Origin of the sequence: Methylopila henanensis, from assembly GCF_042681025.1 — a bacterium.
Lineage (GTDB): Bacteria > Pseudomonadota > Alphaproteobacteria > Rhizobiales > Methylopilaceae > Methylopila > Methylopila henanensis.
This window is the reverse complement of the sequence record NZ_JBHUER010000008.1, coordinates 402,095-414,606: the sequence shown is the minus strand read 5'-3', so window position 1 is coordinate 414,606 and position 12,512 is coordinate 402,095. Positions and strand designations below refer to the sequence as shown.

Here is a 12,512-nt window from a genome sequence, read left to right as displayed (position 1 = left end):
CCGGCGGCTCCCGTCGCGCCGCCGGCCGCGCAGGCGCCGGCGCCTGCGCCCGTCCCGCCGGCTCCGTCTGCGGCCGCTCCCCGTCGGGCGCCGGCTCCCGCGCCGGTCTCCGAGGCTTACGAGCTGCCGCCGCTCGATCTTCTGGCCGAGGCCGCCGCGGCCGAGCCCTGCTTCGAGCACTCCGAGGAGTTCCTGAACAAGAACTCGCTGAAGCTGCAGCAGACGCTGCAGGACTTCGGCGTGCGCGGCGAGATCATCGACGCCAACCCGGGCCCGGTGGTGACGCTCTACGAGTTCGAGCCTGCGCCGGGCGTGAAGTCGAGCCGCGTCATCGCGCTCGCCTCCGACATCGCCCGTTCGATGAGCGCGGTGTCGGCCCGCGTCGCCGTGGTCGAGGGGCGCAACGTCATCGGCATCGAGCTGCCGAACGCCAAGCGCGAGACCGTGTATCTGCGCGAGCTCTTGGAGACGCCGGAGTTCGGCGAGACCAAGCAGAAGCTCGCCATGTGCCTCGGCAAGACCATCGGCGGCGAGCCGGTGATCGCCGACCTCGCCAAGATGCCCCACCTGCTCGTCGCCGGCACCACCGGCTCGGGCAAGTCGGTCGCCATCAACACCATGATCCTCAGCCTGCTCTACATGCACTCGCCCGAGAAGTGCCGGCTGATCATGGTCGACCCCAAGATGCTGGAGCTTTCGGTCTACGAGGGCATCCCCCACCTGCTGACGCCCGTCGTCACCGACCCGAAGAAGGCGGTGATCGCGCTGAAATGGGCGGTCCGGGAGATGGAGGACCGCTACCGCAAGATGTCGAAGCTCGGCGTCCGCAACATCGACGGCTTCAACGCCCGCGCGGCGGAGGCGACGGCGAAGGGCGAGACGGTGGTCCGCACCGTGCAGACCGGCTTCGACAAGGAGACCGGCCAGCCGACCTACGAAGAAGAGGTCATGGACCTGACCTCGCTGCCCTACATCGTCATCATCGTCGACGAGATGGCCGACCTGATGATGGTGGCGGGCAAGGAGATCGAGGGCGCGATCCAGCGCCTCGCCCAGATGGCGCGCGCCGCCGGCATCCACATCGTCATGGCGACGCAGCGCCCGTCCGTCGACGTCATCACCGGCACCATCAAGGCGAACTTCCCGACCCGCATCTCCTTCCAGGTCACCAGCAAGATCGACAGCCGCACGATCCTCGGCGAGATGGGCGCTGAGCAGCTTCTCGGTCAGGGCGACATGCTGCACATGGCCGGCGGCGGCCGCATCCTGCGCGTCCACGGCCCCTTCGTCTCCGACGCCGAGGTCGAGAAGGTCGTCGACCATCTCAAGCTGCAGGGGCGCCCGGAATATCTCGAGGCCGTCACCGCGGACGACGAGGAGGAGGGCGGCGACGAGGCGGACGGCGGCGGCGCGGAGGACGGCGCGGTGTTCGACGCCGGCGACTTCGCGGAGGAGACCAGCGGCGACCTTTACGAGCAGGCGGTCGCGGTCGTGCTCCGGGACCGCAAGGCCTCGACCTCCTACATCCAGCGCCGGCTGCAGGTCGGCTACAACCGCGCCGCCTCGCTGATGGAGCGCATGGAGCAGGAGGGCATCGTCGGCGCGGCCAACCACGCCGGCAAGCGCGAGATCTTCCGCGGCGGCTGACGCGTCGGACCGTCGCGCTTAACGGAGGGGCCCGAGCCGCGCTAGACTCGCGCCCGCCCGCCTCAAGCCGGAAGGTCCGCCATGTTCCGTCGACCGACGCGCCGCAGCGTGCTGCTCGCCACGCTGGGCGCCGCCGCAGCGTCAGGGGCGCCCGGCGCGCTCGCAGCGCCCGCCGTCGTCGCCCGCCGCTCGACGCTCTCCGTCGCCGACGCCGCCTTTGGGCAGGCGGGGACCGGCGGCGACGACGCCGCGAGCTTCGAGGCCTGCATCGCGGCTGCGATCGAGAGCGGCGCGCGCAGCATCCTGGTTCCGGCCTCGGCCGACGGCTACCGGCTGGAGCGCAGCGTCGTCGCGCCGATCAAGGCGGGGAAGCTGCGCATCGTGGGCGAGGGCGCGGCGAGCCAGATCACCGTCGCCTTCGACGGGCCAGGCTTCGTCATCGAAGCCTCGCTCACCACGCTCGAGAACCTGAACTTCATGGGCGGGCGCAGCGGAGCCGCCACGGCCGTGCGCTTCGCCAAGCAATCGAATCCCGACGACGTCGACGCGACGGTGACCGGCTGCACCTTCATGAAGTTCAACCGCGCGGTGGAGCATGTCGGGCGCGGCCTGCTGCTGCGCGGGAACACCTTCGCGGCCTGCGATCTCGGCGTCGGCTTCGACTGGCCGACGGGCCGGGTGGCGGCCAAAGACGGGCCGCTGCACAACGCGCCGCTCGGCTTCCGCAAGATCATCGCCACCGACAATCTCGGCCACGCCCTCAGCCGCTTCTTCGAGAACGCCTCCGAAGCGCCGCTGATCGGCGCCCAGCTCAACAACAACCACATGGACATCGGCCGAGCGTTCTGGTCCGGGCCGATCGCCTATTCGCAGATGCGCGACAACATGGTGCGCAACTGCAAGCGCACGCCGATCGTCGTCACGGGCCCTGGCCGCGGGCTCGACATCAGCGGGCAGTACGGCGGCACGGAGGAGCCCGATCCGCCCTCCGAGAGCGTGCACCAGCCGGACTGGGGGGTGGAGTTCCAGTCCGAGGAGGCGGCCGACGAGGTCAAGATCGACGTGCAGGTGTTCCAGGTCCGGCGCGGCGGCGTGCGCTTCCGCGGCGGCGTCACGCGCTCCGACATCCGGGCGATCGTGAGCCGCGCGACGTTCGACGCGCCCCAGCCGGACGCGGCCGTGATCGTCGGCGGCGACATCCGCAACACGCGGTTCGCCATCGTCGACGACGCGGCGCCCGGCTCCGACCGGCCCGTGGTGCGCACCGGCGGCGACGTCGCCGGCGCGACCTTCGACCTGTCGCCTGCGGTCGGGACGCCATTGTCGGTCCGGGGCCGCGCCGACGGCAGCCTGCTCAACGGCCGGTCGTTTCCTCCCGAGCGCTGAGCCGCGATCGCGGGCGGCGCGTGCCCGCGGCGCCACAGCTCCTGTCGACGAAGCCCCCGGCGCGACCACGGGCCAGTGTTCGTTGGGAAAAAGCGGCGCTATGACGTAGTTTTCCGGACCCCAATACTTTGTCTTGATTTTGTCATGACACGGCGCGGCGATTGACTTTCGGAAGGGGGTCAGTTCAATCGACCGGGGATCAAGAACGTCGGGGGAAACGATGATCGCGGCTAAGCGCCTTGTGCTGGCGGCCTGCGCGCTCGCGGTCGCCGCATGCTCCTCCCTCGCGCCGGAAGGCGACGCCGACGTCGTGCGGACCGGCCTCGTGGTCGATCTGTCCGCCCGCAACCCGAAGCCGGACGTCGCCCCGGCAGCGCCCGCCGGGTCCGAGGCCGCGCCGGCCGCCTTCGCCGCCTCCGACTCCGGGCCGTCGCCGCTGCGCCTCGTCGCCGCGCCGTCCGAGGGGCCGGAGGAGCCCGGCGGCGCCGCGCGCTACCGCCTCAACTTCGAGGACGCGGACCTGCGCAACGTGGTGCAGGCGATCCTCGGCGAGGCGCTCAAGATCAACTACGCCATGAGCTCCGACGTCGGCGGCCGCGTGACGATCTCCTCGCCACGTCCGATGACGGCCGAGGAACTGCTGTCCGCGCTCGACACGCTGCTGCAGAGCAACGGCTTCGGCATGACCAAGGTCGGCGCCACCATGCGGATCGGCCCGCTCGCGGCCGGCGGCGGAACGGTCGACGTCGGACGACGCGCCACCCCGGGCTTCGGCCTGTCGGTCGTGCCGCTGCGCCACGTCTCCGCGACGACCATGGCGCGCCTCGTCTCCGGCTTCATCGTGGAATCCGACGGCCTTCGGGTCGACACGGCCCGCAACGCCATGGTCGTGCGCGGCCCCGGCGCGCGCCGTCAGGAGGCGGTCGACGCCATCGTCTCGTTCGACGCCGACTGGATGTCGGACCAGGCGGTCGGCATCTACGAGGTCCGGCGCGCCTCGCCCGACGCGGTGGTGGCCGAGCTCAACCGCGTGTTCGACGCCGAGAAGGGGGCCGGCGCCGGCACCGTGCAGTTCAAGGCCATCGGCCGGCTCCGCGCCGTGATGGTGGTCGCCAAGACCCAGCAGCTGATGCGCCGGGCGGAGACCTGGGTGCGCCGGCTCGACCGCGACACCGCGGCCGGCGGCGAGAACGTGTTCGTCTACAAGGCCCGCTATCGCGAGGCCAAGGAGCTCGCCCGCATCATGACGAGCCTGTTCCAGGCGGGCGGCGACGGCGGGCGCGGCGGCCCGACCGCCACGCCGCGCGCGGGCACCGGCATGCAGCGCGAGGAACTGGGCTCGGGCGACGCCATGTCCGACAGCCGTTCGGGCTCGAATTCCGGCGGGATCGAGGCCGCCTCCAGCAAGAACTTCGGCAATGCGCCGGCGCAGGCGGCGGCGTCCGCCTTCAACAGCCCGAACTTCGGCGACGGCCAGGCCGACGCCTCGCAGAGCGCCGAGGCGGAGACCATCGATCTCACCCGGCAGGGCGGCGGCGCCGGCGACCGGCCGCGCGTGCTGATCAGCGCCGACCCCGCCAACAATTCGGTCGTCACCTACGCCGACGGCTACACCTACCAGAAGATCCTCACGGCCCTGCGGCAGCTCGACTCGACGCCGCTTCAGGTCGCGATCCACGCCACCATCGCCGAGGTGCAGCTCACCGACGAGATGAAGAACGGCGTCGAGTATTTCGTGAAGAGCGGCGGCGTCGGCCTCGGCCGCGACAAGGGCTCGTTCTCGCTGTTCGGCACGGCCGCCAACGCCCTGTCCAGGCAGGCGCCCGGCTTCAACGTGCTGATCGGGTCCAATTCGAGCCCGGACGTCGTGATCTCGGCGCTCGACCGGGTGACGAACGTCGAGATCCTGTCCTCGCCTTCGCTGGTGGTGGCGGAGAACCAGCCGGCGAACTTCCAGGTCGGCGACGAGATTCCCATCGTCACGCGGCAGGCGCAGAGCGTCGAGAACGTCGACAGCCCGCTCGTCAATCAGGTCGAGTTCAAGAACACCGGCATCATCCTGAACGTGATCCCGCGCATCGGCCAGAACGACGCGGTGACGATGCAGATCGACCAGGAGATCTCCGCGGTCTCGAGCGGCGCCAACACGCTGACGCCGACCATCTCCAAGCGTCGGGTCGCGAGCAACATTTCGGTCGTCAGCGGCCAGACGGTGCTGCTCGCCGGCCTCATCAGCAAGCGCGACGAGCGCGGCAAGAACGGCATCCCGATCCTTGGCGACCTCAAGGGCGTCGGGAACCTGTTCAGCCAGCGGTCGAGCGCCAAGGACCGCACCGAGCTCGTGGTCTTCATCCGCGCGGAGGTGATCCGCAACGGCGAGGACGCGCAGAGCGTGGCGCAGGAGTTCCGCTCGCGCATGACGGTGCTCGGAAGCGGAGCGCGGCCGGCGGTCGCGAAGTAGCCCCCGATGCAGACCCCGTCCGCAGAGCGCGCCTTCCGCAAGGCCGACCGCGCCGCGGGCCTCGTCGGGATCGCGGCCGCGGCGGCGCTCGCGGTCCTGAGCCCCGGCGCGCCGCTCGTCGCCGCCGCGACGCTGCCGCTCGTCGCCTGGATCATCTGGCGCGACGCGACCGGCTTCGTCATTCCGGACCCGGCGTCACTTGCGCTCGCCGCCATCGGCGTGGCGGCGCGGCTCGCGGACGACGGCGCCTCGCTCGCGACGGCGCTGTCGCTCGGCGCGGACGTCGCGCTCACCGGCGGCGCGCTCTGGCTGCTGCGCGAGGCGTTCTATCGGCTGCGCGGCCATGACGGCCTCGGTTTCGGCGACGTCAAGCTGGCGGCGGCGGGCGGATGCCTGATCGGCGCCGAAGGCGTCGCGGCGGCCCTGCTCGCGGCCAGCCTCGCCGGCCTCGCCGTCGCCGCGCTCCGCGGCGCCGGGCGCATGGACCGCATCGCCTTCGGCGCGTTCTTCGCGCCCGCGATCTGGCTCGTCCTCGTTGGAGCGGCGGTCTGGCCCCCGCTCATGCTCCGGTGACGGACGCGGGTCGGGAGGGCTGAGCGGTGGCGACGTTCGAGTACCGGGCCGTCCATCCGTCGGGAAAGATGCTGGCGGGCGCCATGGAGGCGGCGTCGCCGGCGGAGGTGCTTGACCGGCTCGACCGGGCCGGCTGCACGCCGATCTTCGCGCGCGAGGCCAAGGCCGGCGCGCGCCGGCCTTGGCGCGAGCTGCTGACGCCGGAGCCGCCGCGCGAGCACGTCACCGGCTTCACGCTTGACCTCGCCATGATGCTCAAGGGCGGGGTCGCGCTCGACGAGGCGCTCGGCATCCTGGCCGAGATGGAGAGCCGCCGCTGGCTCGCGGCGCTGATCCGCGACCTGCGCGACGAGCTCGCGGCTGGCAAGAGCCTGTCGGCGGCGCTCGCGCTTCATCCCAAGGCGTTTCCGCCGGTTTACGTCCAGACCGTGGCCGTGGCCGAAAGCTCGGGGAGGCTCGAGGCGGCGCTGGCCGACCTCGCCGCCGAGCGCCAGCGCGGCGAGAAGCTGCGCAAGAAGGCGGCGTCCGCCGTCGCCTATCCCGCCTTCCTGCTGGTCGCGGCGCTCGCGGTGCTGTGTTTCGTGATGCTCTATGTCGTGCCGCAGTTCGAGGGCGCGCTGATGGGCTTCCGCTCCCGGCTGGAGCCGTCGACCCTGTTCGTGTTCGACCTGTCGCGCGCCTTCCGCGCGAATCTCGACCTGATCGGCGGCGGCGCGGCGGCGCTGCTCGCGCTCGGGCTCGTCGCGAGCCGGCTGTCGCGGCAGGGCTCCTGGCTCGTGCGCCTGCTCGCCCGCCTGCCGCTGACCCGCACGATCCTCGGCTACGAGCTCGCGGTCGCGTTCTGCCGCACGCTCTCGATCCTGCTCGCGAACGGCGTGCCGATCACGACCGCGCTGAAGCTGGTGCGCGACGTGGTGCGGCCGCCGCATGCGCGCGCGGCGATCGATCTCGTCATAGCGGACGTGCGGCAGGGCGACCGGGTGGCGGCCTCGCTGTCGAGGCGCGCCTTCCTGCCGGCGCATGTGGTGCAGATGCTGCGCGTCGGCGAGGAGGCCGGGCAGCTCGCCGACAGCGCCGGCCGCGTCGCGACCTTCTACGAGGCCAAGCTCGACGCCGCGCTCGGCCGGCTCACCGCGATCGTGGGGCCGGCGACGATGGTGGTCGTCGCCTGCCTCGTCGCCTGGCTGATCATCTCGGTGATGTCGGCCCTCGTCAGCATCAACGATCTTCTGGTTTGAGGCGCGTCATGCCCCGTATCCGCCGCAAGGCCCGGCCCTTTCGCCGTCCCCTCCGCCGCCGCGACCGCGCCGGCGGCTTCACGCTCGTGGAGCTGCTCGTCGTGCTGGTGATCCTGAGCCTCGTCATGGGCCTCGTGGGCCCGCGCGTGCTGGGCTACCTGTCGAGCTCGCGCGAGCGGGCGGCGAAGCTGCAGATCCAGTCGTTCTCGACCGCCCTCGACCTGTTCTACCTCGATATGGGCCGCTACCCCACCGCCTCGGAGGGTCTTGCGGCGCTGGTGCGCGCTCCCGCCGGCGAGGGCCGCTGGTCCGGCCCCTACCTGCAGCAGGGCGAGACCCCGGCCGACCCCTGGGGCGCGCCCTACGAGTACCGCGTGCCCGGTCGTGGCAAGCCTTACGGAATCACCTCGCTCGGCGCGGACGGCAAGCGCGGGGGATCGGGCGGCGATGCCGACATCTCCAACGACTGATCCGAGGGCCGGCGGCGACGCCGGCTTCACGCTGATCGAAGCGACGCTCGCGCTCGCCCTGATCGCGCTGATCGCCGCGCTCGCGCTGCCCTTCGTGCGGCCCGCCGGCGGGACCGCCGATCTGCGCGCCCGGGCCTATCAGGTCGCGGCCCTGCTCCGGACCGACCGCGCCGCCGCCCAGCGCGCGGGCAAGACGGTCGAGACCGCGTTCGATCCGCGTGGACCGGTGCTGCGTTCGGGCGCGACGGGCGAGACCGTGGACCTGTCGCGCGGGATCGCCGTGCGCGTCTCCGGCTGGACCGGCGGGCGGGTGGCGTTCCACCCCGACGGCCGCTCCTCGGGCGGCGCGGTCGCGCTCGCGACCCGCGCGACGCGGATCGACGTCGCGGTCGACGGCTTCACCTCGGCCGTCACGATCCGCCCGGGGGCGGACGCGCCATGAGCCGCCGGGCGCGCGACGACGCCGGCTTCACGCTGGTGGAGGCGCTGGTCGCGGTAGCCGTGGTCGCGGCGACGTCGGTCGCTCTCCAGCGCGGGCTGGTCTCGACCCGGTCGGCGCTCGTCCGGTCGGACGCCGTCGTCGCGGCGGAGGCGACCGCCCGCGACATTCTCGAGAACCGCCTGCCGCAGCTCGCGGCGGAGGTCGGCGAGCGCCGGGGCGCCGACGGCGCCGTCGCCTGGACGGTGACGAGCGAGGCGCTCGACCTGCCGTTCCCGCCGCCGCCCGCGCTGAAGCCGGCGCCGGCTTCGCCGCCGGGCAGGACCCCGCCGCCGGCCGCCGCAGCCGCGTCCCCCACGCCGCGCGCTCCCGAAGCGGCCGCGGACGTCGATCCGCCGCCCTCCGCGCGCTGGCTGCCGCTGCGCGTCACCATCCGCGTCGAGACCGCCGGCGCGCCGCTGGTGGTCGAGACCGTCCGTCTGGCGCGCGCGCCATGAGAGGGCGGGGCGTCTCGGGGCGTCGCGACCGCGACGGCGGCTTCCTGCTGGTGGAGGCGCTGGCGACGCTCGCGATCAGCGCGGTGGTGATCGCCGGGCTGCTGACGCTCGGCGGGCTGATGGCGCGCGCTGTGGACCGCGCCGCGCTCCGCGCCGAGGGGGCCGAGACGTCGACCCGGCCTCTGTCCGTCGTCGCGCGCGAGATCGAGGGTCTTGCCCGCCGGCGCTTCGCCGGGCCGGACGGCCGGTTCGTGTTTCTCGGCGCGCCGGACCGGCTGGCGTTCGCGGTCGCGCCCCGGCAGGACGACGGCCTGCGCGCGCCGGTCGCGGTCGCCTATCAGGCGGCCGGTCCCGGCCAGCTGCTCCGCGCCGAGGCGCCGTTGCTGGTCGGCGCGCGTTCGCTCGACGACGTCGTCTTCGGCGAGCCGGTCCGGATCGACCTCGGCGGCCTCGACGCACGCTTCGCCTATGTGGAGCGCAGGCCGGACGGAACGACGGTCGTGACCGACCAATGGAGCGAGGCGGCGAGCCTGCCGGTCGCCGTCCGGATCGAGCTCATCGAGCCGGAGGGGGGCGTCGCGCGGGCGTCGCGGACCGCGCGGCTGATCGCGCAGTCCGAGCCCGGCTGCGCCGCGCCGGGCAAGGCGCCCTGCAGCTCGGCGCCAAAGGCCACGGGTCGGCCGGACGGCCAGCCGCAAGTCCGGGAGGGCGAGCGGTGAGGCGCGGCGAGGGCGGCTTCGTGCTGGTCTCGGCGCTCGCGGTGCTGGCGGTGCTCGCCGGGCTCGTGGTCGGAGCCGGAGCGCTGGCGCGCTCGTCCGCGGCCGGCGCGATCGCCGCGAAGGAGACGCTCGCGCGCGACGCGCTGGCGAACGCCGGCCTCGAACTCGCCGCCTACCAGATCTTCGTGCTCCGTCGCGCGCCGCACGAGGTGTCCGCGCGCCGGATCCGGCTCGACGGCGGAACCGTCGAGGTCTCCGTCGCGTCCGAAAGCGGCAAGGTCGACCTCAACGGCGCCGACAAGGACATGCTGGCGGGCCTCTGGCGCTCGGTCGGGCCCGGGACGCTGTCGCCGGAGGCGTTCGCGGCGCGGGTCATGGACTGGCGCGACGCCGACGACCAGCCCACGAAGGAGGGCGCCGAGCGGCCGGCCTATCAGGCCGTGGGCCGCGACGGACCGGCCAACGCGCCGTTCCAGGACGCCGACGACCTCCGGCACGTGCTGGGCGTCGGCGTCGAAGGCGCGCGCGCGCTGAAACGCTTTGTCACCGTTGCCAATCCCGAGGGCCGCGTGGCGGCGCTGGCCGCGCCGCTCGAAGTGCTGCGGGCGCTGCCGAAGATGGACGGGCCGACGCTCGCCGCGGTCCTGCGGCTGCAGCGTTCGGGCGGGGAGGATCGCGCCAGGGCGCTGCAGGCGGCGCTTCAGGGCAAGGGCGTAGCCGCCAAGGCCGCGTTCGGGCCGTCCTTCGCGGTGACGGTGCGCAGCGACGACGGGGTCCGGCCGCGCGTCGCCCGCTACGTCCTGATGCGAAGCTCCGCCCCGGACCGCCTCTACGACGTCATCGACTTTGAGCGCGACCCGCCGGCGTCGTGAGGACGCCTCAGCCGAAGGCGTTCGCCAGCGCGCGGCCGTAGATGCGGGTGAGCGTCTCAAGGTCGGCCACCGCCACGCGCTCGTCGGTCTGGTGCATGGTCTGGCCGACGAGGCCGAACTCGATCACCGGGCAGTAACTCTTGATGAAGCGCGCGTCGGAAGTGCCGCCGCCGGTGGTGAGCGCCGGCCGGCGGCCGGTCTCGGCCTCGATCGCGGCGGACACCGCCTCGACTAGCGGGCCCGGCGCGGTGAGGAAGGCGTCGGCGTTTGAGGGCTCGAACGCGAGGGCGTAGGCCCCGGCGCCGAGGGCGTCGTCCAGCCGGTCGCGGATCAGCGCCATCAGGCTGTCCGCGGTGTGGAGGTCGTTGAAGCGGACGTTGAACTGCAGCGCGGCCTCGCCGGGGATGACGTTGAACGCGCCGGTCCCGCTGCGGACGCCGACCACTTCGAGGTTCGACGGCTCAAAATGCTCGGTGCCTTCGTCCAGCGGCTCGCCCAGCAGCGCGGTCAGCGCGGGCGCGAGCTCGCGCACGGGATTGCGGGCGAGATGGGGATAAGCGACGTGGCCCTGCACGCCGGGCAGCGTCACCGTGCCGGACAGGCTGCCGCGCCGGCCGATCTTGGCGACGTCGCCCAGCGCCTCCGGGTTGGTCGGCTCGCCCAGCAGGCAGCCGGAGAAGCGCTCGCCACGGGCGTGCGCCCACTCCAGCAGTTTGGCGGTGCCGTTGATCGCGGGGCCTTCCTCGTCGCCGGTGATGAGGAAGGCGACGGGGCCAGGGAGCTCCCCGCCGCCGTCGAGCGCGCGGGCGACGGCGGCGACCATGCAGGCGATCGCGCCCTTCATGTCGACCGCGCCGCGGCCGTAGAGCTCGCCGCCTGCGATCGCGCCTGAGAACGGCCCCTCGGTCCAGCGCGCCTCGTCGCCGGTCGGCACCACGTCGGTGTGGCCGGCGAGCACGAAGGCCTCGCCCTCGCCGCGGCGGGCGTAGAGGTTCGCCACGTCCGGCGTGCCCTCGTCCGAGAAGGTCGGCCGCCAGACCTCGAAGCCGAGCGGCGCGAGCAGGCTCTCGAGCAGCGCCTGAGCGCCGCCCTCCGCCGGCGTCACGCTCTCGCAGCGGATCAGCGCCTGCGCCACCGCGACGGGATCTCGGGGATCGATGGACATCACGCGTTCTCCCGCGAGGCGCCCCCTCAGTCCCTGAGCAGCTCGTTGATGGCGGTCTTGGAGCGCGTCTGGGCGTCGACGCGCTTCACGATCACCGCGCAGTAGAGCGACGGGCCGGGCTGGCCGTTCGGCAGCGTCTTGCCGGGCAGCGAGCCGGGGACGACGACCGAATACTCCGGCACCTCGCCGACGAAGACCTCGCCGGTGGCGCGGTCGATGATCTTGGTGGTGGCTGAGATGAACACGCCCATGGAGAGCACCGAGCCCTTGCGGACGACGACGCCCTCCACGACCTCGGAGCGCGCGCCGATGAAGCAGTCGTCCTCGATGATCACGGGGCCGGCCTGCAGCGGCTCCAGCACGCCGCCGATGCCGACGCCGCCGGAGAGATGCACGTTCTTGCCGATCTGGGCGCAGGAGCCGACCGTGACCCAGGTGTCGACCATCGTGCCGCTGTCGACATAGGCGCCGACGTTCACGAAGGACGGCATCAGCACCACGTTCGGCGCCACATAGGCCGAGCGGCGCACGATCGAGCCCGGCACGGCGCGGAAGCCGGCCGCCTTGAACTGCTCGTCGCCCCAGCCGTCGAACTTGGACGGCACCTTGTCCCACCACACGGCGCCGCCGGGACCGCCGGGGATGCGCTCCATGTCGTTGAGGCGGAACGACAGCAGCACAGCCTTCTTGACCCACTGGCGCACGGTCCAGGCGCCGTTCTCCGGCGTGGCGATCCGCAGCTCGCCCTTGTCCATCGCCGCCAGCGCCTGTTCGACCGCCTCGCGCACGGGCCCCGTGGTGGAGGCGCCGATCTCCGCCCGGCGCTCCCAGGCGTCGTCGATCACGGCGGCGATGTCGGCATGGCTCATAGGTCTGGGCTCCCGGCGCGAATTTGAGGCGTGGACCTTTGGGACGCCGAAAAGCGCGCGTCAATAGGAGGTCGAACTGGGCGAACGCGTCATTCTGCGTCACTCTTTGTGTCAATAGGCGCGACTTGGCATCTATTATACCAATAGGCTGGAGACGAGAGCGCGCCGCCCGAGGA

The 12,512-nt window shown here is 72.7% G+C and carries 12 protein-coding genes; 10 read left to right on the top strand and 2 right to left on the bottom strand.

The annotated features are described in order from the left end of the window. From ACFSCV_RS12565 to ACFSCV_RS12520, 10 genes are all read left to right on the top strand, one after another. The coding region (locus ACFSCV_RS12565) for a DNA translocase FtsK (RefSeq protein ID WP_378799922.1) at positions 1–1,647 on the top strand (1,647 nt) is incomplete at its 5' end. Between the two features lie 81 nt (positions 1,648–1,728). Further along, positions 1,729–3,033, top strand: coding sequence for a hypothetical protein (locus ACFSCV_RS12560; RefSeq protein WP_378799921.1), 1,305 nt, complete (start codon positions 1,729–1,731; stop codon positions 3,031–3,033). 220 nt (positions 3,034–3,253) lie between these two features. Beyond that, positions 3,254–5,494, top strand: a complete 2,241-nt coding sequence (gspD, locus tag ACFSCV_RS12555) for a type II secretion system secretin GspD (RefSeq protein WP_378799920.1) — start codon at positions 3,254–3,256, stop codon at positions 5,492–5,494. 6 nt (positions 5,495–5,500) lie between these two features. Further along, positions 5,501–6,067, top strand: coding sequence for a prepilin peptidase (locus tag ACFSCV_RS12550; RefSeq protein WP_378799919.1), 567 nt, complete (start codon positions 5,501–5,503; stop codon positions 6,065–6,067). A gap of 26 nt (positions 6,068–6,093) precedes the next feature. Next, positions 6,094–7,305 carry a type II secretion system F family protein gene (locus ACFSCV_RS12545; RefSeq protein ID WP_378799918.1) on the top strand — a complete coding sequence of 404 codons (1,212 nt, stop codon included), beginning with the start codon at positions 6,094–6,096 and terminating at the stop codon, positions 7,303–7,305. Between the two features lie 8 nt (positions 7,306–7,313). After that, complete coding sequence (gspG, locus tag ACFSCV_RS12540; RefSeq protein ID WP_378799917.1) at positions 7,314–7,775, top strand: type II secretion system major pseudopilin GspG; 462 nt, start codon at positions 7,314–7,316, stop codon at positions 7,773–7,775. Beyond that, positions 7,753–8,217, top strand: coding sequence for a prepilin-type N-terminal cleavage/methylation domain-containing protein (locus tag ACFSCV_RS12535; RefSeq protein ID WP_378799916.1), 465 nt, complete (start codon positions 7,753–7,755; stop codon positions 8,215–8,217). Before gspG ends, ACFSCV_RS12535 begins: the two co-directional genes overlap by 23 nt. Further along, positions 8,214–8,711, top strand: a complete 498-nt coding sequence (locus ACFSCV_RS12530) for a prepilin-type N-terminal cleavage/methylation domain-containing protein (protein ID WP_378799915.1) — start codon at positions 8,214–8,216, stop codon at positions 8,709–8,711. The genes ACFSCV_RS12535 and ACFSCV_RS12530 overlap by 4 nt, the downstream gene beginning before the upstream one ends. After that, positions 8,708–9,430, top strand: a complete 723-nt coding sequence (locus ACFSCV_RS12525; RefSeq protein WP_378799914.1) for a PulJ/GspJ family protein — start codon at positions 8,708–8,710, stop codon at positions 9,428–9,430. Before ACFSCV_RS12530 ends, ACFSCV_RS12525 begins: the two co-directional genes overlap by 4 nt. Further along, positions 9,427–10,302 carry a type II secretion system minor pseudopilin gene (locus ACFSCV_RS12520; RefSeq protein ID WP_378799913.1) on the top strand — a complete coding sequence of 292 codons (876 nt, stop codon included), beginning with the start codon at positions 9,427–9,429 and terminating at the stop codon, positions 10,300–10,302. The genes ACFSCV_RS12525 and ACFSCV_RS12520 overlap by 4 nt, the downstream gene beginning before the upstream one ends. A 7-nt stretch (positions 10,303–10,309) precedes the next feature. Here ACFSCV_RS12520 and dapE read toward each other — a convergent pair whose 3' ends face one another. Both dapE and dapD read right to left on the bottom strand, forming a co-directional pair. After that, a complete protein-coding gene (gene dapE / locus ACFSCV_RS12515; RefSeq protein WP_378799912.1) occupies positions 10,310–11,467 on the bottom strand; it encodes a succinyl-diaminopimelate desuccinylase in 1,158 nt (385 codons plus the stop codon). Between the two features lie 26 nt (positions 11,468–11,493). Then, a complete protein-coding gene (dapD, locus tag ACFSCV_RS12510; protein WP_378799911.1) occupies positions 11,494–12,336 on the bottom strand; it encodes a 2,3,4,5-tetrahydropyridine-2,6-dicarboxylate N-succinyltransferase in 843 nt (280 codons plus the stop codon). Positions 12,337–12,512 lie beyond the last annotated feature (176 nt).

Bases quoted from the DNA above. Each gene is read 5' to 3' on its own strand.
- ACFSCV_RS12560 (WP_378799921.1), top strand. From the start codon at position 1,729: ATGTTCCGTCGACCGACGCGCCGCAGCGTGCTGCTCGCCACGCTGGGC.
- gspD (WP_378799920.1), top strand. From the start codon at position 3,254: ATGATCGCGGCTAAGCGCCTTGTGCTGGCGGCCTGCGCGCTCGCGGTC.
- ACFSCV_RS12550 (WP_378799919.1), top strand. From the start codon at position 5,501: ATGCAGACCCCGTCCGCAGAGCGCGCCTTCCGCAAGGCCGACCGCGCC.
- gspG (WP_378799917.1), top strand. From the start codon at position 7,314: ATGCCCCGTATCCGCCGCAAGGCCCGGCCCTTTCGCCGTCCCCTCCGC.
- ACFSCV_RS12535 (WP_378799916.1), top strand. From the start codon at position 7,753: ATGCCGACATCTCCAACGACTGATCCGAGGGCCGGCGGCGACGCCGGC.
- ACFSCV_RS12530 (WP_378799915.1), top strand. From the start codon at position 8,214: ATGAGCCGCCGGGCGCGCGACGACGCCGGCTTCACGCTGGTGGAGGCG.
- ACFSCV_RS12525 (WP_378799914.1), top strand. From the start codon at position 8,708: ATGAGAGGGCGGGGCGTCTCGGGGCGTCGCGACCGCGACGGCGGCTTC.
- dapE (WP_378799912.1), bottom strand. From the start codon at position 11,467: ATGTCCATCGATCCCCGAGATCCCGTCGCGGTGGCGCAGGCGCTGATC.
- dapD (WP_378799911.1), bottom strand. From the start codon at position 12,336: ATGAGCCATGCCGACATCGCCGCCGTGATCGACGACGCCTGGGAGCGC.